The organism is Tsuneonella litorea, assembly GCF_025154015.1.
GTDB lineage: Bacteria > Pseudomonadota > Alphaproteobacteria > Sphingomonadales > Sphingomonadaceae > Tsuneonella > Tsuneonella litorea.
This window is the reverse complement of the sequence record NZ_JAOAMV010000007.1, coordinates 25,343-50,557: the sequence shown is the minus strand read 5'-3', so window position 1 is coordinate 50,557 and position 25,215 is coordinate 25,343. Positions and strand designations below refer to the sequence as shown.

Here is a 25,215-nt window from a genome sequence, read left to right as displayed (position 1 = left end):
CGCCCCCCTCGTTTCCTGAACCCCGCGCAACCCGCGCATTAAGCCGCTTGCAACCCCGCTTCGTGTAGCGCCGCCTCACAAGCAGACGAAAGAAGACGACGCCATGGGCCTGTTCACACCCGATCTCTACCGCAATTTCGCCATCGGATTCGCGCTCGGCGCGGCAATCGTGGTATGGCAGATCGCACCGAACATGACCGACAGCCTCGTCCCCCAGGCGCACGCCGCCACGGCCGACGCGCCCGCCGCCGCGCGGTGAGGCGCGGTGCGCTCCTCTTCGCCGCCGCGGGCCTCGCACTCGCCGGGTGCCAGCAGCCCGCGCTCGCGGGCGAAAGCACCGTGGCCGCGCCGCAGGCCAAGCGCGCCGCCAGCGAAAAGGGCCTCAGGACCGCCGTCTTCGCCGGCGGCTGCTTCTGGGGCGTCGAGGCGGTGTTCAGCCACGTCAAGGGCGTGACCAGCGCAGTCAGCGGCTATGCCGGCGGGGACAAGGCCGACGCCGACTACGACGTCGTGTCGAGCGGGCGGACCCGGCACGCCGAGGCGGTCAAGGTCACCTACGACCCGAGCGTCATCCGCTACGACCAGCTGCTGCGGATCTATTTCTCGGTCATCGCCGATCCCACCCTGAAGAACCGCCAGGGCCCCGATACCGGTCCGCAGTATCGCACCGCGCTGTTCCCGCGGAGCGCGGAACAGGCCGCGGTGGCGAAGGCCTATATCGCGCAGCTCGGTGCGGCCGGGCTGTGGAGCCGTCCGATCGTCACCACGATCGAAAGCGGAACGTTCTACCCGGCCGAGAGCTACCACCAGGACTTCGCCGACAAGAACCCGGCCCATCCCTACATCCGCCGCTGGGACGCGCCCAAGGTCGCCGCGCTCAAGGCGATGTATCCGGGCGTCTGGAAAAGCAGCTTCACACCCGGCTGACCGGACGGGTCGAAGCTCTGGCGCCGCGGGCCGGCGCGCATTACATTGGCCGCCATGGCCGCCCAACACCACCATCACGAGCATTCGGGACACGACCTCGTCCACGCAGCCGAAGCCGCCCTGACCGGCGCGGGCGAGCAGTGGACCGACCTGCGCGCCGACGTGTTCGGCGCGCTTGCCACCCACGCCAGCCCGGCCAGCGCCTACGACATCGCCGACGAGGTTTCCGCCAAGCGCGGCAAGCGCATCGCGCCGAACTCGATCTACCGCATCCTCGACCTGTTCGTGACGAACAACCTCGCGATGCGGGTCGAATCGTCGAACGCCTACCTCGCCAACAGCCACCCGGGCTGCCTGCACGACTGCATCTTCCTGGTCTGCGACGAATGCGGCGAGGCGACGCACATCGACAACGACGCGGTCAGCAGGACCGTGCGCGGGCTGGCCGAGGCGGCCGACTTCAAGCCCGAGCGCCCGGTGATCGAGATCCGCGGCCTGTGCGCCGAGTGCCGCTGACCTGGACCAGGTCCTTGGCCATCACCGCGCCGGGCACGGCCACGCCCTCGGCAGCCATCCGCTCGACCCGCCGGACCACGCGATAGCCGCAGGCGGCGTAGAGCGGCTCGCCCGCCGCGGTCGCCATCATCTCGAGCCGCCGGAAACCCGCCGCGCGCGCCGCGTCCTCGCAGGCCTCGAGGATCAGCCGGCCCACCCCGCGGCGGACGAACGACGGGTCGGTGTACATGGCGCGCACACGCGCAGGTTCGGTCGCGGGGTCCAGCAGGCGATCGTCGCGCGTCTCGGCCGAATGGTCGCCGCCATAGAGGGTTGCCCGCTTGCTCCAGCCGCCGCATCCGGCGAGCGCGCCATCGATCTCGACGCAGAAATAGGTCCCGTCGGCGACCAGTTGGGTGTCGAGCCCCATGCTGCGCCGGCTGGCCGCGATTTGCTCGGGGTCGAGGAACGGCTTCTGCAGTTCGGCGATGGCGCGTTCCATTACCCCGACGATCGCCGGGATGTCCTCCATCGTCGCGTTCCGAATCCGCGTGTCGCCCATCGCGCTCGATGTGCGGCCGGCCGCACCCTCGCGTCAACGCCCCGGTGCGCCGATTTGCGCATCGCTCACGCATTCCTCATGGTTACATCGGCAACCGTTCATCGACACGCCCGGCGCCGCGTTGTAGGGACTGCGCGATGACGACCCATCCGGAAACGCCGCTGCTCGACACCGTCGATACGCCCACCGACCTGCGCAGGCTCAAGCCCGATCAGCTACGCCAACTGGCCGACGAGCTGCGCGCCGAGATGATCAGCGCAGTGGGCAGCACCGGCGGGCACCTGGGATCGGGCCTCGGCGTGGTCGAGCTGACGGTCGCCATCCACTACGTGTTCGACACCCCGACCGACAAGCTGGTGTGGGACGTCGGTCACCAGGCCTATCCGCACAAGATCATCACCGGGCGCAGGGACCGCATCCGCACCCTTCGCCAGGGCGGCGGCCTCAGCGGCTTCACCAAGCGCAGCGAGAGCGAATACGACCCGTTCGGCGCGGCGCACTCGTCGACCTCGATCTCCGCCGCGCTGGGTTTCGCCGTCGCCAACAAGCTTCAGGGCAAGCCGGGCAAGGGCATCGCGGTGATCGGTGACGGCGCGATGAGCGCGGGCATGGCCTACGAGGCGATGAACAACGCCGAGCAGGCGGGCAACCGGCTGATCGTGATCCTCAACGACAACGACATGTCGATCGCCCCGCCGGTCGGGGGCCTGTCGGCCTATCTCGCGCGGATGGTCTCCTCGAGCGAGTACCTCGGCCTGCGCAGCCTCGCCAAGCGCATTTCCAAGAAACTCTCGCGCCGGGTCTTCAGCGGGCTGGAAAAGGCCGAGGAATACGCCCGCGGCATGGTCACCGGCGGCACGATGTTCGAGGAGCTGGGCTTCTACTACGTCGGCCCGATCGACGGCCACAACCTCGACCACCTGATCCCGGTGCTCGAGAACGTGCGCGACAGCGAGCAGGGGCCGATCCTGATCCACGTCGTGACCCAGAAGGGCAAGGGCTACGCCCCGGCCGAGAACTCCGCCGACAAGTACCACGGCGTGCAGAAGTTCGACGTCATCACCGGCGAGCAGAAGAAAAGCGCGGGCGGGCCGCCGGCGTACCAGAACGTGTTCGGCGACACCCTCGCGAAGCTCGCCGAGACCGACCCGCGCATCTGCGCCATCACCGCCGCGATGCCGAGCGGGACCGGGGTCGACCGCTTCGCCAGGGCGCACCCCGACAGGGCGTTCGACGTGGGCATCGCCGAACAGCACGCGGTGACCTTTGCCGCGGGTCTGGCGGCGGAGGGAATGCGTCCGTTCGCGGCGATCTATTCGACTTTCCTCCAGCGCGCGTTCGACCAGGTCGTCCACGACGTCGCGATCCAGAACCTGCCGGTTCGTTTCGCTATCGACCGCGCCGGGCTGGTCGGCGCGGACGGCTGCACGCATGCCGGTTCGTTCGACGTCACTTACCTCGCGACATTGCCCAACATGGTCGTCATGGCCGCCGCGGACGAGGCCGAGCTGGTCCACATGACCTACACCGCAGCGATGCACGATTCGGGCCCGATCGCGTTCCGCTACCCGCGCGGGGGCGGTACTGGCGTGGCGCTCCCGGAGACGCCGCAGCTGCTCGAGATCGGCAAGGGCCGCGTGATCCGCGAAGGCACCAAGGTCGCGATCCTGTCGCTCGGGACCCGCCTCGCCGAGGCTGAGAAAGCGGCCGACGCGCTCGAGGCGAAGGGCCTCTCCACGACGGTCGCCGACCTGCGTTTCGCCAAGCCGCTCGACACCGGGCTGATCGACCGCCTGATGCGGGACCACGAAGTCGTCGTCACCGTCGAGGAAGCCGCGATCGGCGGGCTCGGCGCGCACGTGCTCACCCACGCGAGCGACGAGGGCCTGCTCGATGCCGGGCTCAAGATCCGCACCATGCGCCTGCCCGACGTGTTCCAGGACCACGACGATCCGGCGAAGCAGTACGACGAGGCCGGCCTCAATGCCCCGCACATCGTCGATACCGTGCTGAAGGCGCTGCGCCACAACAGCGCCGGGTCCGAAGAGCGCGTGGAAGAGGCCCGGGCCTAGTCCGCGAGAAGGATGGCGATCGCCTCGGCCAGCTCGGCGTCGCCGATCGCCAGGCTCGACACACCCATCGCCAGCTCGGTCGTCGCGGCGCGTTCGCCGGGAACGGGCTTCAGCGTCGTAGTCAGCCAGATGCCGGTCCGCCGCGCCGCCTCGTCGCGGGCGGCGAGGAGCGTTTCGGCGTCACCTTCGATGCGAAGGTGGAACATGCTCGTCTGCGGCGGGTCGGGGGTGACGGTCGCGCGCGGGTGCGCGGTGAACAACGCGGCGACTTCCCGCGCACGTTCCACGAGCCGCGGCATCCGTTCGAGGCATTCGCCCAGGTGCAGGCGTGCGGACACCACATTGGCCATCGCGGTGTAAAGCGTGCCGCCCTGGCGGCGCTGCCACACCGCGGCCTCGTCGATGAAGTCGCGCGGGCCGAGCAGCATCGCGCCCGGCAGCGCGCCGACGTCCTTGTAGAACGACACGTAGACCGAATCGAACAGCGCGGCGATCTCGGCGAGGCTGCGGCCATAGGCGGGCGCAGCCTGCCACACGCGCGCCCCGTCTAGGTGGAGGCGGATGCCTTTTGCGCGCGCAGGGGTGCACAACGCGACCAGTTCGTCCCACGACGGCAGCTGCCCGCCGATCTCGCGCAACGGAAGCTCGACAAGCAGGCTCGCCAGCCCGCTGCCGTGGGCCGCCCCGCCCGGGCCGACCAGCGCGGCGAGGTCGTCGGCGGTGGTAGGCCGGTCGACATCGCCGAGCAGGTGCGCCGCCAGGCCGTGGAGTTCGCGATATCCGTGCTCCTCGTGCAGTTCGAGGTGCGAGGTCGGGTGGAACGCCGTCACCGGAACGCCGGCGCGATCGCTCCAGACGCGCAAGGCGATCGGCTGTGCCATGCAGCCCGAGGGCATGAATCGCGCCGCTTCCATGCCGAAGAGGTCTGCGACCTCGCGCTCGAACTCCTCGACCAGCGGACCTGCGCCGTAGGTGTCCGGAAGCACGTCGTGGGCGCGCAGCCACGCGGCGATCGCCTCGAACTCGTCTGCCGGGTCGCGCGGCCCGGCACCGAACAGGTGGCGACTGGCACGCTTGAGCCGGGCGCGCTCGGCTTCGCGATCATCGGATGACGTCATGTGGCGACGGATGCGGGCGAGCGGCCTCGGCCGCAAGCCCCGCCTGTCAGGACAGCCACCGCCAGATGCCCGCGGGCACCCCGGCGGCGTGGATGTGCGACCAGGTGATCACCAGCCACAGGAGCAGCGTGACCGCCCACAGCGCCCACCCAGCCCGAAACAGGTATTGCCAGCGCGGCCAGTAGCTGGTCTTCGCTTCCCATTCCGCCCAGGCTGCCCCCAGAAGGGCTTCCTTCTTGCGGTCCTGAAGATGCGCGCCGACCAGCGCGAGGAAGCCCACCGCCACTGACACGATGGTCGTCCGCCAGCTCCACCCCAGCAGGAGGTGCGCCAGCGCCCAGAGGGCGAAACCCCACATCATCGGGTGGCGCGTCACCGCGAATACGCCCGTCGCCGCACGGTCGATGGTGTTCGCGGCACCCGGGTTGGGCAAGGCGGGGTTCTTCCACAGCGAACCGAGGAACAGGAGCAGTGCCGGGATCGTCAGCAAGCTGGCCGAGACCCAGCCGGCGTCTCCCGTCGCCCCCGGAATGTCGGCCGCCGGGGCCGCGCGGAAGGCGACGATCGTCCATCCGAGCGTCGCCGCCGCGACAAGAGAATAGAGGCCGAGGAAGGGGCCCTCGCCGATCCGGCTTACCAGCGGCGCGCGCAGTGGATGCGACAGCGCGAAGTGCGTGCCGACGAACGCGATCGCGGCGGCGAGCAGCTGGGCCAGGGCCGGGTCCATCGGCGGTCTCCCTTCGCACCCGGGTAGAACACGCTGGGTTCGCTATTGCAACTTACTATTCGTCGATCGCCAGCAGACGGACAGTGAACAGCAGCGTAGCGCCGCCCGGGATCGGCCCCTTGCCCTTCATGCCGTAGGCCGCGGTCGCCGGGGCGGCGATCTCGATCGTGTCGCCGACCGCCATCTGCGGGATCGCGACCTGCCAGGCCGGGATCAGCCTGCCGAGCGGAAAGGTCGCCGGTTCGCCGCCTTCGGAACTGTCGAACACCGCTCCATCGACGAACGTGCCGGTGTAATGTACGGTGACGACGTCGCGGACGGTCGGGCGCTTTCCCTCGCCGCTTCCCGCCACGCGGCGCCAGAGCACGCCGCCTTCCGCGGTCTGCCAGCCGGGCTGCGCCGCACGCTCGGCCAGCGCCGCCTGCTGCGCGCTGACCCACGCCATGTCCTGGCTGCGATCGGGCGGGGCGCCGGCGCCGCCGTCCTGCGCCAGCGCCGCCGCGCCCGCGATCAGCGCCGCTCCCAGCGCGAGGGTCGCTCCGCTCTCTCCGGCGAATTTCCAGGTCACCAGTCGTACGCCTCGGGCAGCTGGCTTTCGTCGAGTTCGCGATAGCGATCGCGCAGCCGCGACTGATGGTTGTCGCGGGGCTGCTCGACCCCGTCGACGAACACCCGCTCGGCCGCCGTCGAGACTTCGAGCGGATCACCGTCCCAGACAACGAGGTCGCCCGCCGCCCCGGGCGCAAGGACGCCGAAGCGTCCCTCGTAGCCGGCGATCGCGGCGGGGACTGACGTGATCGCGGCGAACGCCTTGCCCCACGACAGCCCGCTTGCCCGCGGCACCCTGGTCAGGGCGACGAGGTTGCCGGCGTATTGGGTCAGGTTCTTGGGCTGGTCGCCGGTCGAGCCCGCCAGGTTGCCGAGCGCCACCTTGACCCCCGCGGCCACCATTCGCCCGACGTTGCTCTGCGTCGCGGCGAGCTGTTCGAAGCGCGACGGCAGGTCATCGACCGGGTCGGCGATCACCGGAACGCCCGCTGCGGCGATCTCGCGCGCGGCGAGCCAGCCCTCGCTCGCCCCGACGAGCACCAGCCTGAGGTTGGGAAACTCGGTTTTCAGCGCAAGCACCGCGCGGATGTCGGATGCGCGCTCGACCGCCACGTAGAGCGGCTGCGTACCGTTCACCACCGGCACCAGCGCGGCGGCGTCGAACCGGGTGAGCAGGACGTCCTCGCGGTTCGCCGCGGTGTCGAGCAGCCGCGGATCGACCGGGATGTCGTCCCCGGTGCGCAAGGGCTGGCCGCCCCTCCCGCCAGTGATCTTTGCATCCGAACCATACTGGCGCGCCTCGCGCAGGGCGTTGCGCAGCAGGGCGTGTGCGCTCACCCGGCTGCCGCCGGCGATCCGGGCGCCCCGCTCGCCTAGCACGACCAGCTGGAAGGCGCGCGGGCGCACGACCATCTGCGGATCGGCGCCAAGGTCGACCACCGCGCCCTGACCCCCGAAGATCGAGCCCGAGGGGGTGCCGAAAACGCTGGCCCGGGTGATGCCGGCCATGCGCGCGACCGCCACGTGCTGCGAGACCGGATTGAGCGCCGGTGCCACGTCGAGTGCAGCGCCGAACGGCGAACCACGCGCGCTCGAATCGTCCGATTCCTCGATCCCTTCGGCGTCGAACAGGCCAAGCGAGGTCATCGCCGCGAAGACGCCCGGGGTAACCCACTTGCCGGTCCCGTCGACCGCCTGGATTCCCGCCGGCACCGCGACCCCGGTGCCCGCGGCAACGACCTTTCCGCCGCGCACCACGACGGTCGCTCCGGGGACGGGCTCGCTGCCGTCGCCGGTGGCGAGGGTGGCGTTGGTGATCGCGAAGTCCTGCCCGGCCGCCGGAGCGGCTCCGAGAGCGGCGAGGGGGGCGAGCAGGGCGGCGCCGAGCATCAGCCGCATGGCGCGGGGGGCGATCATTTCACGTCTCCTTCGCCGGGCTGGCCAAGCTCGAAGTCGCTCACCGGTCGGCGCTTGGGGTCATCGGCATCGTACATCAGCGCACCATCGATCCAGACTTTCTCGGGACGCGAATAGACCGACAGCGGGTTGCCGTTCCACAGCACCACGTCGGCCATCTTGCCGGCGGCAAGACTGCCGGTCCACGTGTCGATCCCCATCGCGCGTGCAGGGTTCAGGGTGATCCAGCGGATCACCTCCGCATCGGTAATCGCGATGCCCGCGCGGCGCCCGGCGGCCTGCGCCTTGGCCGCTTCCTGGTTGAGGCGCTGGATGCCGTTCTCGTCGTCGGAATGGACGATCACGCAGGCGCCCGCGTTCTGAAGGAATGCGGCGTTCTCGGGAATGCCGTCGTAGCTTTCCATCTTGAAGCCGAACCAGTCGGCCCAGATCGCGCTGCACACGCCGTTTTCCTTGAGCAGGTCGGCGATCTTGTAGCTTTCGACCGCGTGATGGAACGCGGTGACCTTGTATCCCATCTCCTTGGCCATATCCATGACGATGGCCATCTCGTCGGCCCGGTAGCAGTGATTCTGGACCAGGATCTCCCCGTCGAGCACGCCCTTGAGCGTTTCTTTGGCCAGGTCGCGCTTCTTGCCGTCGTAGGCCTTGGCATCGAGCCACATCTGGCGGTCGACCGCGATGTTGCCCATGCGGGTCGAGGGCATCCGCCCCTTGCTGCCGTAGACGCGCTTGGGGTTCTCGCCGCAGGCCATCTTGAAGCCGTAGGGGGCCTGCGGAAACTTCATCCCCTGCACCGTGCGCGCGGGCACGTTCTTGAGGATGGCGGAACGTCCGCCGGCAAGGTTGGCCGAACCCGGAAGGATCTGCAGGCTCGTCACCCCGCCGTTGGCGAGCGCGCGGCTGAAGCCGGGGTCCTGCGGCCAGACCGAGTGTTCGGCCCAGACCTCGGGCGTGGTCGGGCTGGTCGCCTCGTTTCCGTCGGACAGCGCCTGGATGCCGGGCGAGGGATAGTCGCCGAGGTGCGAGTGGATGTCGATCACGCCGGGCGTCACGTACTTGCCCGTTCCGTCGATGCGGGTGAAACCGGCCGGTATCGCAAGGTCCGGGCCGCCGACCCCGGTGACCTTGCCGCCCTCGAACAGCACCGTACCGTTGTCGATCCGGCCGCCCGCCCCGTCGAACACCGTGGCGCCGACGAGCGCCGTCGGCGTGCCCGGATAGGGCCGGTAGGTCGATGGATAAGGGTTCTTGTCGATCGCCGCCGCGCTGGCGCTTTTCGCCGGCTGGTCCCCGGTTGCGGCGCAGGCAGACAGGGCCGTTGCGGCGGCGGTGGCAAGAAGGAAGTTTCTGAGCATGACGTCTGGCCCTGGCGTACTGCGACCGCGCGGCCCGCCAGGCGACGCGCCCGGGGGACCGCGTGTGCGTGTGGTTGAATTACGGTTGGCGGGTCGCGGGATGGATGCCCGCGCCCTGCGGCTCGCCGGGCCCTTCGGCCTGGCCTTCGAGGTCGTCGCCGACGTTGTCGTCGCGCAGCGTGTCGAGGTGCATCAGCTTCTTGATCAGCGGGCTGATCACGAGGACGACCACGCCGACACCGACGGCGACCCAGCCGACGGTCGAATAGACGTCGAGCACGACCTGCTTGCCCGCTTCCTCGCCCACGCCCTCGGCGCCGGTGGCCGAAGCGATCAGGCCGGCCGCGAAGTTGCCGGTGGCCGAGGCGAAGAACCACACGCCCATGATCAGCGAGGCCATGTGGGCCGGCGCCAGCCGGTTCATCGCCGACAGGCCGACCGGGCTGAGGCATAGCTCGCCGGTGGTATGCAGCAGGTAGATGAGGAAGATGAACACCACCGGGGTCGGCACGTCGACGCCGACCGAGGCCGCGCCCCAGACGAGCACGAGGAACCCGAGCCCGACCTGCACCACGCCGAGGCCGAACTTGAACGGAGTCGACGGTTCGAGCCCCTTGCGGCCAAGGACGGTCCACAGGGTCGCGAAGACCGGCGCGAGCAGGATGATGTAGATCGCGTTGATCGACTGGAACACCGATGCCGGGACCCCGCCCCGGTCGACATGGCGATCGGTGAACAGGTTGAGGCTCGAGCCGGCCTGTTCGAACAGCGCCCAGAAGATGATCGACGTGATGATCAGGAACAGCGCGGCGAAGATGCGGTCGCGCTCGTCGGGCTGCAGCCGAACCACCGACACCCCGATGACGTAGAGTACGAGAAGCCCGCCGAACCCGCCGAGCAGCCAGCCGACCACGTCCTGGTTCTGGACCAGCACCCAGCACAGCGCGACAAGGCCGAGGCCGACGCCGTACATCGCGAATTCGCGGCCCTTGGCGAGCGCGGCGGGCGGCTCGCCCCGGCCAAGCAGAAGACCCCGGCCAAAGACAAAGACCGCAAGGCCGGCGAGCATGCCGATCCCGGCGAGGCCGAAGCCGTAGGCCCAGCCATACGTCTCGCCGATGTAGCCGCACAGCAGCGAGCCGAGCGCCGCGCCGAGGTTAATCCCCATGTAGAAGATCGTGTAGGCGCCGTCGCGCCGCACGTCGGTGCGCGGATAGAGCTGGCCGACGATCACCGAGATGTTCGCCTTGAGGAAGCCCGATCCGACGATGATCAGGGCAAGCGCCAGCCAGAACACGTTGATCATCGGGTTGCCGGTATGCCCGGCGGCGGCGTCGCCCTCGAACGCCATGAAGAAATGGCCCGCCGTGAGCAGGACCGCGCCGAACTGGACCGCCTTGCGCTGGCCGAGATACTTGTCCGCGAGGTACCCGCCGACGACCGGGGTGATGTAGACCAGCGCGGTGTAGGCGCCGTAGATCACCCCCGCCTCGCTGTCGCTGAAGAGCCAGTGCTTGGTCAGGTAGAAGATCAGCAGCGCCCGCATGCCGTAGTAGGAGAACCGCTCCCACATCTCGGCGAAGAAGAGCATGAACAGGCCCTTCGGGTGCCCCAGGAACGTGCCGGCACTGTCGCCGTGCGGAAGCTGCTGTGAAGCCATGCGTGCTGAACCCTCTTGTATCTGTCGCCGGCGCGCCCCGAGCCGGAATCGCGCGCACCCTAGCGGCAAGATTTCCCATGTGAAGTGCTAGTTTCACGCGCAACTTGCCGGGCCGGGCCCTTGGGCGAGGGCGGCCGCCCTGCCTTGACGCGCCGCGCTGTATTATGGCACTGATGCACCATCGGCGCTCGCATCCGCTCCCCGCGGGCAGCGCCGCCCGATCGCGAAGAGGACAGCCCATGATGCAGCAGAGCCAGCCCGTGTACCTGCGTCTGCGCGACATGATAGCGGCGGCGATCATCGAGGGCCGCTATCGCGAGGGCGAGATGCTTCCGTCGGTGCGCGCCTTCGCGGCCGACCAGGGTGCCAACCCGCTGACCGTCGCCAAGGCATACCAGCTGTTCCAGAGCGAGGGACTGGTCGAAGTCCAGCGCGGGGTCGGGATGTACGTCGCCCCCGGCGCCGCCGAGCGGCTGCTGCGCGCGGAACGCCGGCGGTTCATCGACGAGGAATGGCCCGAGATCGCGGCGCGGATCGAACGGCTGGGAATCGACCCCGCCGATCTGCTCGAAAGCGCCTGAAACCATTGCCCGACAACTGAGATTGCGCTCGGCCGCGCTCTCTGGCACTCTCCACGCAACATGGCGGGCTGGTCGCGCTCAGCCAGACAATGGTCGCGATCGGAGGGTGGTTAGGTGATAAGATCGGAACTCTTGCAGGCCATCGCCAAGGAGAATCCCGAACTCAGGACCGAAGAGGTCGAGCAGGTCGTGGACATCTTCTTCGACGAGATCGGCAAGCGGCTCGCCGAAGGCGGCCGGGTCGAACTGCGCGGTTTCGGCGCTTTCTCCACCCGCGACCGCAATGCCCGCAAGGGCCGCAATCCGCGCACCGGCGAAGCAGTCGACGTGCCGGCGAAGAAGGTCCCCTACTTCAAGCCCGGCAAGGAAATGCGCCGCGTCCTCAACGACGATTGAGCAATACCCGCTCCGGCAAATTGCCGGCGGCCGCGCGGCACGCTAGGCCGCGCGGATCAGCGGGTGTGGCGGAACGGTAGACGCCGGGGACTTAAAATCGCCCTTAAGCAAGGTAGCCGTGTGAATAAATTATTGAAACCATTGCGTTTTTTGATAAGGAGCCGCGGGCGCGGGGGCTATTGTGGGCGCCATCAGACCCCAACCTTCTCTCAGACCCACACACTTGAGCTTAAACACGTGCATTCGACGCAGTGCAAAAATTTGGCACAGCGTCCGCGTTCGGCCTAGCGCCACCCCCGATTGACGCTAATGCAGCGTAATGATTTTTGACCGCTACTCTTTTCTTGAGCGAGTCCTTAAAAAAGCTCCCACTAGACAGGCGGTGCTCAACGTTCTCGGGCTACCATCGTCGCGGGGTCCGAACCTGTTCAGACGTGGTCACGAGCGGCCCCGGCGCCTCTGGGTGGAGGAAGCGATCAAACTGTCGGATCATTTCGGCGTCCCGCTGACCGGCGCGAGTGTCAATGCCGAAGAACTGATACCTGTGTTATCGATTGCCCTGCGTGACGCGCCTATGGAGTGGCGGAAGTCGGACATTCAACGTCTAGCAGAAGAGGTCGCTTTTGGGCTTCGGTTACAGCACTCTCTTCGGTCTAGCTTGCACGAACCAGACCACGTTGCTCCGGCCGATACGTCGTCGAATATCTCATAGCGATCGGAGCCTGATGCAAGACAGTCCACAAACAGTCTGCGCTTCTCACCCTTTCAAGATCAACCAGGGACACACATGAGCGCCGGAGCCGATACCAACCCCGAGCTAGACTGCGATCTAGTCCGACTTCCGCTGTAGAGGCAGGGCCAAGGGATACGCGGGGGACCGCTTGAGGGGCAATGGGGACGAAATTCGCGAACTATCTGGGTCATTTCCCTTTTGGCATCGATGGTTTTTCCTTTGTTTTTCTAATGTTTCGGATACGATCTAGAACTGTGCGGGTGTGGTGGAATGGTAGACACTGGGGACTTAAAATCCCCTGACCTTTGGTCGTGTGGGTTCGAGTCCCACCACCCGCACCAGCTTGCCGCGACGAATCGAAGCGGGTCCCTTAAGGCCGGTTAACCGTGCGCCATAACACCGTAATTACCCCTATCCTCTAGGAAGCACTGTCGAGACCGTTTTCTGTCAGGAAATGCTCCGCGGCAGGGGTGCCGTAGCAATCGGGGTGCGCGAATGGAGCAGGGACGTATTGAATTGCCGCACGAAGCGGAGGCCACGCCGTGCGAGGACCGCGCGGCGCCCCGCTTCACGCTGCTCATCCGGGCTGCCAAGCTGATCGCGCCTTCGGGGGAGTTCATCGCGGTCATCCGCGACGTCTCGGAAAGCGGCATCTCGCTGCGCGGATTCCATCCCCTGCCCGCGGGCGATCCGCTCATGCTCGAACTGCAAACCGGCGAGCGGCACCGGATCGAGGCGGTCTGGGACCACGGCAGCGAGACCGGTTACAGGTTTCTCGACCAGGTCGACATCGTCCGGCTGATCGCCGAGGCGGGTCGCTATCCCAAGCGCCAGCTGCGGCTCAACATCGCCTTTCCGGTCGAACTCGCCTTCCTCGGGCGCAGGGTGGCGGCCGAAGTCGTCAACGTTTCCCAGCAGGGCGCGCGCATCGAATGCAGCGAGCTGCTCGCCATCGACCAGCCCCTGCGGATCGTGTCGGACATCCTGCCCGAGGTGCGCGCCCGCGTGCGGTGGCGCAAGGGCGACGTTCATGGCCTGGTCTTCGACGATACGTTCAGCCTCAACCAGCTCGCGCTGTTCGCCGCCGGCGCCCAGGACCCCGGCCTGATGGACGGCCCGCGCTGCAAGGTGTCGCTGCGCCGCTGACGTTACCGCCGCGCGTTTACCGCCCGGTAACCAATTTCCTTCACTCCCCGGTCAATCGAATTGGGGGGCTTGCATGACGAATACGCCGCACGAGTTGACTGTCGACGTCGCGATCATCGGCGCCGGACCCGCGGGGCTGACCGCGGGATACCTGCTGACCAAGGCCGGCAAGACCGTCGCCATCGTCGAGAAGGACGCGACCTACGTCGGCGGCATCAGCCGGACAGTGGAGCACGAAGGCTATCGGTTCGACATCGGCGGTCACCGGTTCTTTTCCAAGTCGCAGGCGGTCGTCGACCTGTGGAACGAGATCCTGCCCGACGACTTCATCCAGCGCCCCCGGATGAGCCGCATCTACTACGAGGGCAAGTTCTACAGCTATCCGCTGCGCGCGTTCGAGGCGCTGTGGAACCTGGGCGTGCTGCGTTCGGCCGCCTGCATGGCAAGCTATGCCTGGTCCAAGCTATTCCCGGTGCGCGAGGTGCGCAGCTTCGAGGACTGGACCAGCAACCAGTTCGGCAAGCGGCTCTATTCGATTTTCTTCAAGACCTATACCGAGAAGGTGTGGGGGATGCCCTGCAACGAGATGAGCGCCGACTGGGCCGCGCAGCGGATCAAGGGCCTGTCGCTGTGGGGCGCGGTGATCGACGGGCTCAAGCGGTCGCTTGGGCTAAACAAGCGGCCCAACGACGGGCAGGCGGTCAAGACGCTGCTGGAGACCTTCCGCTACCCGCGCCAGGGCCCCGGCATGATGTGGGACGCCGCGCGCGACAAGATCGAGGCGACCGGGCTCGGCACGGTCGTGATGGGACACGGCCTCGAGCAGCTCGCCGCCGACGGCCGCGGCGGCTGGCGGATGACCGCGACCGCGAAGGATGGCCGCAAGGTCGTCGTGAAGGCCGCGAACGCGATCAGCAGCGCGCCGATGCGCGAGCTGGCCGCGCGCCTGCACCCGCTGCCCGACACGACGCTCAACGCCGCGAACCTCAAGTACCGCGACTTCCTGACCGTCGCGCTGATGGTCGAGGGCGAGGACCTGTTTCCCGACAACTGGATCTACATCCACGACAGCAAGGTGAAGGTCGGCCGCGTGCAGAACTTCCGTTCGTGGAGCCCCGAGATGGTGCCCGACGAGAACATGGCCTGCGTCGGCCTCGAATACTTCTGCTTCGAAGGCGACGGGCTGTGGTCGATGGCGGACGACGACCTCGTCAGGCTCGCGACCGACGAGATGGAAATCCTCGGCCTGCTCGACCCGGCGAAGGTCAAGGGCGGCGCGGTCGTGCGCCAGGAAAAGGCCTATCCGGTCTACGACGAGACGTATGCCGCGAATGTCGCCGCGATGCGTTTCGAGCTCGAGGAGAAGCACCCGACGCTCCACCTCGTGGGCCGCAACGGAATGCACCGCTACAACAACCAGGACCACGCGATGATGACCGCGATGCTGACGGTCGAGAACATCCTCGCCGGGACTCGTCTATACGACACCTGGTGCGTGAACGAGGATGCCGAGTACCACGAGGCGGGCGACGAAGGTCAATTCGGGGGTGCCGAGAAGGCCCTTCCGCAGCGAGAGATCACCGACGACCAGGCTGCTGCGCTCGGTTCGGTCCGCGCGGTTCCGACCCGCGTGTCCGTCGGCCGCAAGGTCGCCTGACCGACGGCGCGCGCGGGAGGGAAGGCGCGTGGATTCTGCAATCCTTAACCAGATCGTCCGACAATCGGTCCACGCTGCCGCGCGCGCGTGCGTGCAGGCACTACCGGGAGCGGGTTCGATGTTCGCCAGACTCGTCAGCATCGCCGATCGGCGGCTCGTCCGCTACGGCCTGGCGAGCGTGGGCGCGCTTGCAGTGGACATGGGCAGCTTCCTGGCCCTGCTCGCGCTCGCCGTGCCTGCCGCCGCCGCGTCGGCCGCCGGTTATGCTTTCGGCATCGCGGCCCACTGGCTGCTATCCAGCCGCACGGTCTTTACCGACAGCGTCGCCGAGCGGGGCATCCGGCGGACCCGGCAAAAGGCCCTGTTCGTCGGTTCGGCGATGGTCGGCCTGGCGCTGACGACTTGCATCGTCGGGATCGGCGACCTCGCCGGCTTCGACCCGCGGCTCGCCAAGCTGATCGCGATCGCGGCGAGCTTCACCGTCACATGGATGCTGCGCAACCGGATCGTGTTCCGCGGCGATGGAGCGGCGGCATGACCCTGTTCGTGGAGCGGCGACGACCGGCCTTCACGTCCGAACTTGTCGCGCGTGCCGTGCTCGCATGGCTGATGATCTCGGCGCTGCTGATCGTCACCAACCTGTCGGCGATCATCGCCTACCAGTTTCCCGATCCCGACGACACGCTGCGGCTCCTGCAGGTCCGCGATCTCATCGCCGGCCAGAACTGGTTCGACCTCAGCCAGCACCGGATCGACGCCGTCAACGGGGGTGTGCCGATGCACTGGTCGCGGCTCGTCGACCTGCCGATCGCGGCGGTCGTGCTGCTTCTGCGCGGGCTGGTTGGACAGCCTGCCGCCGAAACCGTCGCGCTGATCGTCGTGCCGCTGGCCACCATGGCCGTCGCGCTTCTCCTTGCCGGCCGCATCGCCTGGCGACTGCTCGGCGGGGAAACGGCCGGCTTCGCGTGTCTCGCGATGGCGCTGTCGGTTCCGGTGATCGAGCAGATGCGACCGATGCGGATCGATCACCACGGCTGGCAGATCGTCTGCGCGCTCGCAGTGATGAATGCGCTGATGGCGCGCCGCCCGTACCTCGGAGGATGGATCGCCGGGCTGGCGATGGCGGCCTGGCTGTCGATATCGATCGAAGGGCTGCCGCTGGCCGCCGCGATCTGCGGGGTCACCGCCCTGCGCTGGCTGCGGGACCGCCACGACAAGTGGTGGTTCGTGGGCACCATGCAGGGTCTCGCGACCGGTTCGCTCGCGCTTTTTGCGATGACCCGCGGGTTTGCCGACCTGTCGCAGCATTGCGACGCGATCAGTCCCGCGCACCTCGGAGCGTTTACGCTGGGCGCCCTTGCGACCACGGGCCTGGCCCGCCTCGAGCCGTTGCCACGCTTCGCGCAAGTGACGGGACTCACCCTTGTCGCGGCACTCGGTGCGGCGACGCTGGTGTCGTTCGCGCCAAGCTGCACGACCGGTGCCTTCGCCGAGCTCGATCCCCTCGTCGACACGTTCTGGTATCAGGCGGTCGGCGAAGGCCTGCCGGTGTGGCAACAGCCGGCGGCGGTCATCCTTCAGGTCGTGATTCCCCCGATGGTGGCGCTCATGGCCTCCCTGCAGCTCGCCGGCCGCAGCTCGGGATGGCTGCGGCGCTGGTGGCAGGACTACTCGCTGATCCTGGGCGCGGCGTTCATGATCTCGCTTCTCGTCGTGCGCGCCGGCGCGGTCGCCGGTGCGCTGGCGGCCGTTCCACTGGGCTGGCTGGTGCGGGAATGGTTGCGCTCGGCGCGCAACCTGCGCCGACCCGGACGGCGGGCGCTGGCGCTGGCGGCCATGGCGCTCGCGCTGCTGCCGGCCATGCCGATTACCCTCTTCGCGATCGCGCGCCCCGCCCGCGCGGCCAGCGGCGAGATCGCCCCGCGGGTATCCGCCTGCCGGGTCGACCGGGGCGCGGCGGTGTTCCACCAGCTTCCCCCGGGCGAGGTTCTGGCCCCGCTCGACGTCGGCCCCCAGATCCTGTTCGCCACCGACCGCACGGTCATCGCGACCGGTCATCACCGCGGCGCCGCCGCGATGCGGACCACTATCACGGCCTTCATCGGTCCCGATGAAACGACCCACGCCACCCTGCTTCGGCGCGGTACGCGATATGTCGCGATCTGCCCCGACCTGGTCGAGCCGATGCGGTATGCCGCCGCCGCACCGCACGGCTTCATGGCCGCGCTGCTCGCCGGACAGGTCCCCGACTGGCTCGAGCCGGTCGCCATCCCGCAAGGCAGCGGCCTGCTGGTCTGGCGCGTGCGGGGCTGATTCGTCCGCGGGCGACGCTCGTCGGTCCCGACCGACCGCCCGTCGAGCGCGCAATTGCCCTGTCTCTCCCCTGGGTCTATGCCCATCTGGCGCGCTTGCGCGCAGTGCCCTATTGGCGTAATACACCGCGGGGCTCGGCAGGGCAGGATCAGATGAACTACGAAACCACCGTCGTACCAGACGAAGAAGCCGTACCCGTGCTGGACGATTCCGGCGAAGGTGCGAAGCGTCGGCGAAAGTTGGCAATCTGGGGTATTGCCGCGGCTTTCGCGCTCGTCGTCGCGATCTATGTCTATGCCAGTGGTTCCGATAGCGCAGCTCCGGCCGGGGATGATGCGCTGGTCCCCGTGGTCACCGTGGTGAGCCCGGGCCGCGCGACGATCGAAGGGACGATCAGCGCCAACGGCACGCTCGCCGCGCGCCGCGAGATTCCCGTCGGCTCGGTCGGCGAAGGCGGCCGGGTGGTCGCAGTTTCCGCCGACGAGGGCGATTGGGTGCGCCAGGGCCAGGTTCTCGTCTCGATCGACCGCTCGGTGCAGAACCAGCAGATCGAAGGTGCCCGCGCGCAGATCGGGGTTGCGCAGTCCGACCTCAACCTCGCGCAGGCCAACCTCGACCGGGCGCTCAAGCTGGTGGATCGTGGTTTCATTTCCCAGGCCGATGTCGACCGGCTGACCGCCACCCGCGACGCCGCCCGCGCCCGCGTTGGCGTGGCCCGAGCCACGCTCGGCGAGCTTCAAGCGCGCACCGCGCGGCTCAACATCTATGCACCGGCCTCGGGCCTGGTACTGACCCGGTCGGTCGAACCGGGCCAGACGGTCGGCGCCGGCGGCGGTCCGCTGTTCACGATCGCCAAGGACGGCGAGATGGAACTGCGCGCCCGGCTGAGCGAGGAAAACCTCGCCCGGATTTCGGTCGGTACTGCGGCCACGGTCACCCCGGTGTCGAGCGATGCCTCGTTCACTGGGCAGGTCTGGCAGATCAGCCCCACGATCGACCAGCAGTCCCGCCAGGGCGAGGCGCGCATCGCGCTGGCCTACGCGCCCGAACTGCGGCCGGGCGGCTTCGCCACGGCCCAAATCGCGAGCGGCACCCTGGTCGCTCCCAAGCTCCCCGAATCCGCCATCCAGAGCGACGAGCGGGGGCCGTTCGTCCTCATCGTGAACAAGGACGACAAGGTCGAGCGCCGGCCGATCAAGACCGGGCTCATCACTCCCGACGGGATCGCGGTCGTCGAAGGGCTGACCGGAGCCGAACGGGTCGTGCTGCGTGCCGGCGGGTTCCTTGCCGAGGGTGACAAGGTCAAGCCCACGGCTGGCCGCTGAGGCGCGACCCATGAACCTGCGCAACATCTCCGCCTGGTCGATTCGCAACCCGGTGATCCCGATCATCCTGTTCGCCGGCCTGCTCATCGCCGGGCTTGTCGCCTTCAACCGGATGACGGTGATCAACTTCCCGGAAGTCGACTTTCCGGCGGTGACCATCAACGTCACCCAGCCCGGCGCGGCACCGACCGAGGTCGAGACCCAGATCACCCAGAAGATCGAGGGCGCGGTCCGCTCGATCAACGGGGTCGAGGAAATCACCTCGACCGCGTCGGAAGGCAATTCGAACACCTTCGTGTTCTTCACCGTGGGCACCGATTCGAACGACGCGGTGGCCGAGGTGAAGAACGCGGTCGACCAGATCCGCGGCGACCTGCCCGAAGGCATTCTCGAGCCGCAGGTGCGCAAGGTCGAGGTCAACGGCGGCAGCCTGCTCGGCTACTTCGCCGTCAGCGCCGACGACATGACGCTCGAACAGCTCAGCTGGTTCATCGACGACACCGTCAGCCGCCAGCTGCTTTCGGTCGAGGGCATGGCCAAGGTCAGCCGCGGCGGCGGCGTCGACCGGCAGATTCGCGTGGTGGTCGATCCCGCGCGGATGCAGGCGCTGGGGGTGACCGCGCGCGACATCAACAACGTCCTGCGCCAGACCAACGTGAACGCCGCCGGCGGCCAGACCGAGATCGCCGGCTCGCGCCAGTCGGTCCGCGTTCTGGGCAACGCCCAGGGCGCCTACGAACTGGGCCAGAGCCAGATCAACCTCGGCGGCGGCCGCACGGTCAAGCTGGCCGACGTGGCGGAAGTCACCGACAGCTATTCGGAACGGACGCGGTATTCCAAGCTCAACGGCCGCGAAGTCGTCACCTTCTCGATCGAGCGGGCACGGGGCACGTCCGACGTATCGGTCTACGACGACGCGGTCCGCGTGCTCAGGAAGATCGAGGCCGAGAACCCGGGCGTGCGCTTCACCGACCTGTTCACCCCGGTCGATTACACCAAGAGCCAATACGAAAGCTCGATGGCGGCGATGATCGAGGGCGCGATCCTCGCCATTGTGGTCGTGTTCTTCTTCCTGCGCGACTGGCGGGCGACGATCATCAGCGCGATCGCGATCCCCTTGTCGGCGATCCCCACGTTCTGGTTCATGGACCTGCTGGGGTTCAACCTCAACACGCTGTCGCTGCTGGCACTCGGGCTCGTGGCGGGGGTGCTGGTCGATGACGCGATCGTCGAGATCGAGAACATCGTGCGCCATATGCGCATGGGCAAGTCGGCCTATCAGGCGAGCATCGACGCGGCCGACGAGATCGGGCTGGCGGTCGTCGCGACGACGTTCTCGATCGTGGCGGTGTTCCTGCCGGTCGGCCTCATGCCGGGCATCCCGGGCGAGTTCTTCAAGCCGTTCGGCCTGACGGTGGTGGTCGCGGTGCTGTGCAGCCTCGCCGTCGCCCGCATGATCACCCCGATGGTCGCCGCCTATTTCCTGCGCGCGCACGGCGAAGCTGCCCATGGCGAGGGCCGCGCGATGGACTTCTACATGCGCGTCCTGAACTGGACGCTCGATTCGCGCCGGAGCCACGCGATGCGGGCGCGGGTCGCCTATGCGCCCGCCCGGCTGGCCTACTACGTTCCGGCCCTTCTGCTCGGCGCGCTGGCCATGGCCGGATCGATCGTGCAGGCGGCGAACGCACCGGTGAATCCGCTGGTCGAGCCGCCATCGACGTTCGCGATCACGGTGGGCGCGCTGTTCGGGGGTTTCGTTCCGGCGTTCCTGGCCGGCTGGCTGGCGACGTTCCTCGCCGGGCTGCTCTACGGCGCGGTCCGCGGTTTCGATGCGAACGGGTGGACCGAGCGCACGCGCTTTTCCGGCAAGCGATTCCTGGCCCGCGCGCGCGACCACCGCTTCTATGCCTTCTGCGTCGGCTTCCTCGCCTTCATCGCGACGATCGCGATGTTCGCCATGATGCCCAGCCAGTTCCAGCCCGAAGAGAACAACGATACGACCCGGGTTTCGCTGCAGATGGTCCCCGGCACGACGCTGGAACAGACCGCGGCCCTCGCCGAACGCGCATCGGACCTGCTGCAGCGCCAGCCCGAAGTGGTCCGGGTCCTCGAATCGGTACGCGAAGGTTCGGCGACGCTCTACGTGGCGCTCAAGCCCGCGGCGGAACGCGACATCAAGACCGCGGAGTTCGAGAAGCGCCTGACGCCCGAACTCCAGACGATCCCCGACGCGCAGGTCAACTTCCAGGGCTTCGACGGCGGCGGCGGCGGAAGCGGCCGGGCGTTGTCGGTCATGCTCTCGGGCAGCGATCCCGCGCTGCTCGAAAGAACCGCACAGACGCTGGTCGAACAGATGCGCTCGGTCCCGGGCGTGGTTGCGCCGCGGATCGCGGCCGACCTCAAGCGGCCCGAGCTGATCATCCGCCCGCGCATGGACCTGGCCGCCTCGCTTGGCGTCACGACGGCGGCGCTCAGCCAGGCGATCCGCATCGCCACGCTGGGCGAGATCGACCAGAATTCAGCCAAGTTCTCGCTGTCGGATCGCCAGATCCCGATCCGGGTGATCCTTGCCCGCAGCTCGCGGCAGGACCTGTCGACGATCGAGAACCTGCCGGTGCCGACGGCGACCGGCGGATCGGTTCCCCTGAGCCGCGTGGCCGAGATCAGCTTCGGCGCCGGCCCCACCCAGATCCAGCGGTACAACCAGTCGCGCCGGGTTGTCGTGGGCGCCGATCTCGGGCCCGACGCGGTGTCCGGTCCCGTGATGACCGAGATCCGCAAGCTGCCGATCATGCAGGACCTTCCGCAGGGGGTCAGCAGCGAACCGGTGGGCCAGGACAAGCGCCAAGCCGAGGTCATCCAGTCGTTCCTCGTCGCGGTGATCAGCGGCATCTTCCTCGTCTTCGCGGTGCTCGTGCTGCTCTATCGGCGGTTCATCTCGCCGCTGGTCAACATGACATCGCTGCTGCTCGCGCCGCTCGGCGGCCTCATCGGGCTGTGGCTCATCGGCATGATCGCCAACGGCAGCCCTGTGCCGATCTCGATGCCGGTCTACATCGGCATCCTCATGCTGCTGGGCATCGTTGCGAAGAACTCGATCCTGCTCATCGACTTCGCGATCGAGGAAATGGAACACGGCGTGCCCAAGCGCGAGGCGATCCTCGACGCGGGCCACAAGCGCGCCCAGCCGATCGTGATGACGACCGTCGCGATGGTGGCCGGCATGGTGCCGACCGCGCTGTCGCTGTCGGGGGATGGCGCCTGGCGAGCGCCGATGGGGATGGTGGTGATCGGCGGCCTGATCCTGTCGACCGTGCTCACCCTGGTGCTGATTCCCGCCGGGTTCAGCCTGGCCGACGGCTTCGAGAAGCGCGCCGGTCCCTGGCTTCGCCAGCGGTTCCTCACCTTCCGGCCGGGCGATGACAAGGTGACGGTGCCGCGGCGTCCCGGAGCGAAACCTCCCGAAGGCCTGCCGGCCGAGTGAGCGGCGAAACCCCGCCCCCCCTCGCGCGTTGGCAGCGCATGGGGGGCACTCGCCTCGATCCCGATCGCGCGCGCACGATGCGCCGCACCGCCACCGGCATGCTGGTGGCGATGGCGGGCCTGTACGTGCTTACGGGCCAGTACCTCGGCGTTCACCCCTCGATCGGCTACCTGCGCGCATTCGCCGAGGCGGCCATGGTCGGCGGTCTTGCTGACTGGTTCGCGGTGACCGCGCTGTTCCGCCGTCCGCTGGGCCTGCCGATCCCGCACACCGCGATCATTCCCGAGAACAAGGACCGCATCGCCGACACCATGGCGGCGTTCCTGCAGGACAACTTCCTCACCCCCGCCGTCGTCGCGCGGCGGATGAGCGACATGAACCTGGCAAAGGCGGTCGGCGAATACCTCGCCGCCCCGGCCCAGGGCGGCACCGGGGCGCGGCTGCGCGCGGGCGCAGGGGAACTGATCGCCGAGTTCCTCGAATCGCTCGATCCCGAACGGCTCGGCACGCAGGTGCGCGGCGGGCTCAAGGCGATTGCCGCGCGGGTCGAGGTCGCCCCGTTGCTGGGCCAGATGCTGACCGCCGCCATCGCCGACAGGCGCCACCTTCCGCTGATCGATTCGGCGATCCGCTGGACCGGCCTGACGATCGAGGCGAACGAGACGCTGATCCGCGACATGATCCACGAGAAGGCCAACGGACTCGTGCGCTGGACCGGGCTCGACGAGAAGCTGGCGAACTCGGTGCTCGATGGCCTGTACAAGCTGCTTGCCGAAGTGCTGATCGACCCGGAGCATCCATTGCGCGGAAAGCTCAACGAGGGTCTCGAGAAGCTCGCGCACGACCTGCTGCACGATCCCGCGACCCGCGCGAAAGTCGAGAAGGCGAAGAACGACCTGCTCGACAATCCGGCCGTCGCGACGTGGTGGCTCGGCGTGTGGGAACGGCTGCGCGCGAGCCTGATCAAGACCGCGCGCGAACCGGGCGGGGGGCTGCCCGGGATCGTCACCGAAAGCCTGACCGATCTCGGCGGCTCGCTCGCGGGCGACCCCCGGCTGCAGATGCAGGTGAACCGCCTCGCCAGGCGTACCGCGGTCGGCATCGCCCAGCGTTACGGCGGGCAGATCGTTCGGCTGGTGTCGGAAACCGTGCGCCGGTGGGACGCGCGCACGGTGACCGACCGGATCGAGAGCGCGGTGGGCCGGGACCTCCAGTTCATCCGCATGAACGGCACGCTCGTCGGCGGCCTCGTCGGGGTGACCATCCACGCGCTGGACGCCGTGTTTTGAGCGGACCGCTGCTGACCACGGAACGGCTGGAGTTGTGGCAGCCTGTCGCCGCGGACGAACCGGATAATTTCTCGATGATGCAGGACCCGCGGACCTGGCACTACTTCGGCGCCCCGCCCACGCGCCTCGATCACGTCACGCGCTTCATGCGCAACGCGGGCAGCTGGCTGCTGCACGGATACGGCAGCTTTGCGGTTCGCGAGAGGGGCAGGCCCGCCTACATCGGCAACTGCGGAATATTCCACACGTGGCGCGGACTCGGCGAAGACTTCGACGACAAGCCGGAAGCCGGCTGGATCATGGCCGCGGACCAAACCGGGAAGGGTTATGCCCGCGAGGTGATGGAGGCGGTTTTCGCCTGGTTCGATCGTGTCCACGGCCCGCGCGAAGTCGTCTGCATTATCCATCCGGACAATGCCCCCTCGATCGCCTTGGCGGAGCGGCTCGGCTTCGCACCGACCCGGGACAGCGCCTTGCCGGACGGGTCCCCTGTACGCCTGTTCAGTCGGCCCGGGGTCAGGGGCTCTTGAACCGCACCGAGGTACGCCAATAGGACTTCATCGGCTTGCCTTCGGCATTGAGTGCCGGCCGGAATCGGGCCTTCTTCATCACCTGCTGGCAAACCACGTCGGCGAAGCCCGGCGGATCGGTTTTCTGCTGGACTTCGCACGCGGTGGGATTGCCGTTTTCGTCCACATTGAGGCGGATCCAGACGAGGCCCTGCGCGCCAACCTGAAGCAGATCCTTCGGATAGTCGCTCGCGTTCAGCCAGTCGCCCGGATAGTTCGCGGGTTCGGGCGCCTGCATCCGCGTGCGATGTTGTGCCACGTCGATCCCCCAGTGGGTCAGGAGCTCCTCGGTGCAGGCGTTCATCGCCTCTACCGGCCTGTCCATCGGGCCGAGCAGCAACCGCAGCTTCACGGTATTCCCGCCGAGAACCTCCAGGGCGGTGATGGGTGCGGCATCGCGCGGATCGACGGGCTTTCGCGCCGCTGCGCGAACCCCTGGGTCCGCGGGGCGGCTTGCTCCCTCGTCTTCAGCGAGCAGGGGCATTCCGCTGACGAGGAAGCCCGATCCGTACGTCTCCATGGTCGACGGGGTGAGACGGTCACCCACAGCCGCACCCCCGACGGGCGCGAACCGCACCGATGGCCTGCGAAGCTTCTCCGCTTCGATGGCGTGTCCTGCAACCAGCACGGCAAAGCCCGCGCCCGGCTCGTACTGCTCGAGGTAGAACAGCGTCTTGTGTCCGTCGGTCCCGAACTCGCGGGCGAGGCGGCAATAGGTCTCGGCATAGTCGAGATGCCAACTGGTGCTCGGCTTGAGCTCGACAAGTGCCGGGGATGCCGCCCCCGCGACTGTTGCGGACATCGCCGCGATTGCGGCCATCACGCGCTTCGGCAT

At 68.1% G+C, this 25,215-nt stretch carries 22 protein-coding genes and 1 tRNA gene; 15 read left to right on the top strand and 8 right to left on the bottom strand.

Features of this window, described 5'->3' with window-relative positions; genetic code table 11:
- Nucleotides 1–103: 103 nt before the first annotated feature.
- From N0B51_RS13130 to N0B51_RS13120, 3 genes are read left to right on the top strand one after another with little or no spacing between them, the layout of a single operon-like run.
- On the top strand, nt 104–259 hold the full coding sequence (locus N0B51_RS13130; RefSeq protein WP_259962968.1) for a hypothetical protein: 156 nt from the start codon (nt 104–106) through the stop codon (nt 257–259).
- The gene (gene msrA / locus N0B51_RS13125) at nt 256–927 is read left to right on the top strand and encodes a peptide-methionine (S)-S-oxide reductase MsrA (protein WP_259962966.1); all 672 of its coding nucleotides are present in this window, start codon (nt 256–258) and stop codon (nt 925–927) included. The genes N0B51_RS13130 and msrA overlap by 4 nt, the downstream gene beginning before the upstream one ends.
- Nucleotides 928–981: 54 nt before the next feature.
- A complete protein-coding gene (locus N0B51_RS13120; RefSeq protein WP_259962964.1) occupies nt 982–1,443 on the top strand; it encodes a Fur family transcriptional regulator in 462 nt (153 codons plus the stop codon).
- Here the strand turns inward: N0B51_RS13120 and N0B51_RS13115 are convergent.
- Nucleotides 1,388–1,984, bottom strand: coding sequence for a GNAT family N-acetyltransferase (locus N0B51_RS13115; RefSeq protein WP_259962962.1), 597 nt, complete (start codon nt 1,982–1,984; stop codon nt 1,388–1,390). The two genes, N0B51_RS13120 and N0B51_RS13115, sit on opposite strands and share 56 nt — an antisense overlap.
- Nucleotides 1,985–2,121: 137 nt before the next feature.
- Here N0B51_RS13115 and dxs point away from each other — a divergent pair, with 137 nt between their 5' ends.
- A complete protein-coding gene (gene dxs / locus N0B51_RS13110) occupies nt 2,122–4,056 on the top strand; it encodes a 1-deoxy-D-xylulose-5-phosphate synthase (protein WP_259962960.1) in 1,935 nt (644 codons plus the stop codon).
- Here dxs and N0B51_RS13105 read toward each other — a convergent pair.
- The 6 genes from N0B51_RS13105 to N0B51_RS13080 all read right to left on the bottom strand — a co-directional run bounded on the left by N0B51_RS13105 (nt 4,053) and on the right by N0B51_RS13080 (nt 10,884).
- Entirely contained in the window at nt 4,053–5,174 is a 1,122-nt protein-coding gene (locus tag N0B51_RS13105) for a threonine aldolase family protein (protein ID WP_259962958.1), read from the bottom strand. The genes dxs and N0B51_RS13105 overlap by 4 nt on opposite strands.
- 46 nt (nt 5,175–5,220) lie before the next feature.
- Nucleotides 5,221–5,901: an NnrU family protein gene (locus tag N0B51_RS13100; protein ID WP_259962956.1), complete on the bottom strand. Its 681-nt coding sequence runs from the start codon at nt 5,899–5,901 to the stop codon at nt 5,221–5,223.
- 55 nt (nt 5,902–5,956) lie between these two features.
- Nucleotides 5,957–6,469: an FKBP-type peptidyl-prolyl cis-trans isomerase gene (locus N0B51_RS13095; protein ID WP_259962953.1), complete on the bottom strand. Its 513-nt coding sequence runs from the start codon at nt 6,467–6,469 to the stop codon at nt 5,957–5,959.
- The gene (locus N0B51_RS13090; RefSeq protein WP_259962951.1) at nt 6,466–7,866 is read right to left on the bottom strand and encodes an amidohydrolase family protein; all 1,401 of its coding nucleotides are present in this window, start codon (nt 7,864–7,866) and stop codon (nt 6,466–6,468) included. Before N0B51_RS13090 ends, N0B51_RS13095 begins: the two co-directional genes overlap by 4 nt.
- Nucleotides 7,863–9,224 (bottom strand): amidohydrolase, encoded by a 1,362-nt coding sequence (locus N0B51_RS13085; protein WP_259962950.1) that lies wholly within the window; start codon nt 9,222–9,224, stop codon nt 7,863–7,865. The genes N0B51_RS13090 and N0B51_RS13085 overlap by 4 nt, the downstream gene beginning before the upstream one ends.
- Before the next feature lie 79 nt (nt 9,225–9,303).
- Nucleotides 9,304–10,884: a peptide MFS transporter gene (locus N0B51_RS13080; protein WP_259962948.1), complete on the bottom strand. Its 1,581-nt coding sequence runs from the start codon at nt 10,882–10,884 to the stop codon at nt 9,304–9,306.
- 239 nt (nt 10,885–11,123) lie between these two features.
- Here N0B51_RS13080 and N0B51_RS13075 point away from each other — a divergent pair, with 239 nt between their 5' ends.
- The 11 genes from N0B51_RS13075 to N0B51_RS13025 all read left to right on the top strand — a co-directional run bounded on the left by N0B51_RS13075 (nt 11,124) and on the right by N0B51_RS13025 (nt 24,341).
- Nucleotides 11,124–11,465, top strand: coding sequence for a GntR family transcriptional regulator (locus N0B51_RS13075; RefSeq protein WP_259962947.1), 342 nt, complete (start codon nt 11,124–11,126; stop codon nt 11,463–11,465).
- 114 nt (nt 11,466–11,579) lie between these two features.
- Complete coding sequence (locus tag N0B51_RS13070) at nt 11,580–11,861, top strand: integration host factor subunit beta (protein WP_259962945.1); 282 nt, start codon at nt 11,580–11,582, stop codon at nt 11,859–11,861.
- 989 nt (nt 11,862–12,850) lie between these two features.
- Nucleotides 12,851–12,935, top strand: a tRNA-Leu gene (locus tag N0B51_RS13065).
- Nucleotides 12,936–13,089: 154 nt separating this feature from the next.
- The gene (locus N0B51_RS13060) at nt 13,090–13,740 is read left to right on the top strand and encodes a PilZ domain-containing protein (protein ID WP_259962943.1); all 651 of its coding nucleotides are present in this window, start codon (nt 13,090–13,092) and stop codon (nt 13,738–13,740) included.
- A 73-nt stretch (nt 13,741–13,813) separates the two neighbouring features.
- Nucleotides 13,814–15,397: an NAD(P)/FAD-dependent oxidoreductase gene (locus tag N0B51_RS13055; protein WP_259962941.1), complete on the top strand. Its 1,584-nt coding sequence runs from the start codon at nt 13,814–13,816 to the stop codon at nt 15,395–15,397.
- A gap of 118 nt (nt 15,398–15,515) precedes the next feature.
- Complete coding sequence (locus N0B51_RS13050) at nt 15,516–15,935, top strand: GtrA family protein (protein ID WP_259962939.1); 420 nt, start codon at nt 15,516–15,518, stop codon at nt 15,933–15,935.
- Complete coding sequence (locus tag N0B51_RS13045; protein ID WP_259962937.1) at nt 15,932–17,710, top strand: hypothetical protein; 1,779 nt, start codon at nt 15,932–15,934, stop codon at nt 17,708–17,710. Before N0B51_RS13050 ends, N0B51_RS13045 begins: the two co-directional genes overlap by 4 nt.
- 152 nt (nt 17,711–17,862) lie before the next feature.
- Nucleotides 17,863–19,035: an efflux RND transporter periplasmic adaptor subunit gene (locus tag N0B51_RS13040; RefSeq protein ID WP_259962935.1), complete on the top strand. Its 1,173-nt coding sequence runs from the start codon at nt 17,863–17,865 to the stop codon at nt 19,033–19,035.
- Nucleotides 19,036–19,045: 10 nt separating this feature from the next.
- Nucleotides 19,046–22,522: an efflux RND transporter permease subunit gene (locus N0B51_RS13035; protein WP_259962932.1), complete on the top strand. Its 3,477-nt coding sequence runs from the start codon at nt 19,046–19,048 to the stop codon at nt 22,520–22,522.
- Nucleotides 22,523–22,560: 38 nt separating this feature from the next.
- Complete coding sequence (locus tag N0B51_RS13030) at nt 22,561–23,811, top strand: DUF445 domain-containing protein (RefSeq protein WP_259962930.1); 1,251 nt, start codon at nt 22,561–22,563, stop codon at nt 23,809–23,811.
- Complete coding sequence (locus tag N0B51_RS13025) at nt 23,808–24,341, top strand: GNAT family N-acetyltransferase (protein ID WP_259962929.1); 534 nt, start codon at nt 23,808–23,810, stop codon at nt 24,339–24,341. Before N0B51_RS13030 ends, N0B51_RS13025 begins: the two co-directional genes overlap by 4 nt.
- Here the strand turns inward: N0B51_RS13025 and N0B51_RS13020 are convergent.
- Nucleotides 24,328–25,215, bottom strand: a complete 888-nt coding sequence (locus N0B51_RS13020) for an energy transducer TonB (protein WP_259962928.1) — start codon at nt 25,213–25,215, stop codon at nt 24,328–24,330. The two genes, N0B51_RS13025 and N0B51_RS13020, sit on opposite strands and share 14 nt — an antisense overlap.

Excerpts from the sequence above, each read along its gene's own strand:
- N0B51_RS13130 (WP_259962968.1), top strand. The coding sequence starts at position 104 with ATGGGCCTGTTCACACCCGATCTCTACCGCAATTTCGCCATCGGATTC.
- N0B51_RS13120 (WP_259962964.1), top strand. The coding sequence starts at position 982 with ATGGCCGCCCAACACCACCATCACGAGCATTCGGGACACGACCTCGTC.
- N0B51_RS13115 (WP_259962962.1), bottom strand. The coding sequence starts at position 1,984 with ATGGGCGACACGCGGATTCGGAACGCGACGATGGAGGACATCCCGGCG.
- dxs (WP_259962960.1), top strand. The coding sequence starts at position 2,122 with ATGACGACCCATCCGGAAACGCCGCTGCTCGACACCGTCGATACGCCC.
- N0B51_RS13105 (WP_259962958.1), bottom strand. The coding sequence starts at position 5,174 with ATGACGTCATCCGATGATCGCGAAGCCGAGCGCGCCCGGCTCAAGCGT.
- N0B51_RS13100 (WP_259962956.1), bottom strand. The coding sequence starts at position 5,901 with ATGGACCCGGCCCTGGCCCAGCTGCTCGCCGCCGCGATCGCGTTCGTC.
- N0B51_RS13090 (WP_259962951.1), bottom strand. The coding sequence starts at position 7,866 with ATGATCGCCCCCCGCGCCATGCGGCTGATGCTCGGCGCCGCCCTGCTC.
- N0B51_RS13085 (WP_259962950.1), bottom strand. The coding sequence starts at position 9,224 with ATGCTCAGAAACTTCCTTCTTGCCACCGCCGCCGCAACGGCCCTGTCT.
- N0B51_RS13080 (WP_259962948.1), bottom strand. The coding sequence starts at position 10,884 with ATGGCTTCACAGCAGCTTCCGCACGGCGACAGTGCCGGCACGTTCCTG.
- N0B51_RS13075 (WP_259962947.1), top strand. The coding sequence starts at position 11,124 with ATGATGCAGCAGAGCCAGCCCGTGTACCTGCGTCTGCGCGACATGATA.
- N0B51_RS13060 (WP_259962943.1), top strand. The coding sequence starts at position 13,090 with ATGGAGCAGGGACGTATTGAATTGCCGCACGAAGCGGAGGCCACGCCG.
- N0B51_RS13055 (WP_259962941.1), top strand. The coding sequence starts at position 13,814 with ATGACGAATACGCCGCACGAGTTGACTGTCGACGTCGCGATCATCGGC.
- N0B51_RS13050 (WP_259962939.1), top strand. The coding sequence starts at position 15,516 with ATGTTCGCCAGACTCGTCAGCATCGCCGATCGGCGGCTCGTCCGCTAC.
- N0B51_RS13045 (WP_259962937.1), top strand. The coding sequence starts at position 15,932 with ATGACCCTGTTCGTGGAGCGGCGACGACCGGCCTTCACGTCCGAACTT.
- N0B51_RS13040 (WP_259962935.1), top strand. The coding sequence starts at position 17,863 with ATGAACTACGAAACCACCGTCGTACCAGACGAAGAAGCCGTACCCGTG.
- N0B51_RS13035 (WP_259962932.1), top strand. The coding sequence starts at position 19,046 with ATGAACCTGCGCAACATCTCCGCCTGGTCGATTCGCAACCCGGTGATC.
- N0B51_RS13030 (WP_259962930.1), top strand. The coding sequence starts at position 22,561 with ATGGGGGGCACTCGCCTCGATCCCGATCGCGCGCGCACGATGCGCCGC.
- N0B51_RS13020 (WP_259962928.1), bottom strand. The coding sequence starts at position 25,215 with ATGCCGAAGCGCGTGATGGCCGCAATCGCGGCGATGTCCGCAACAGTC.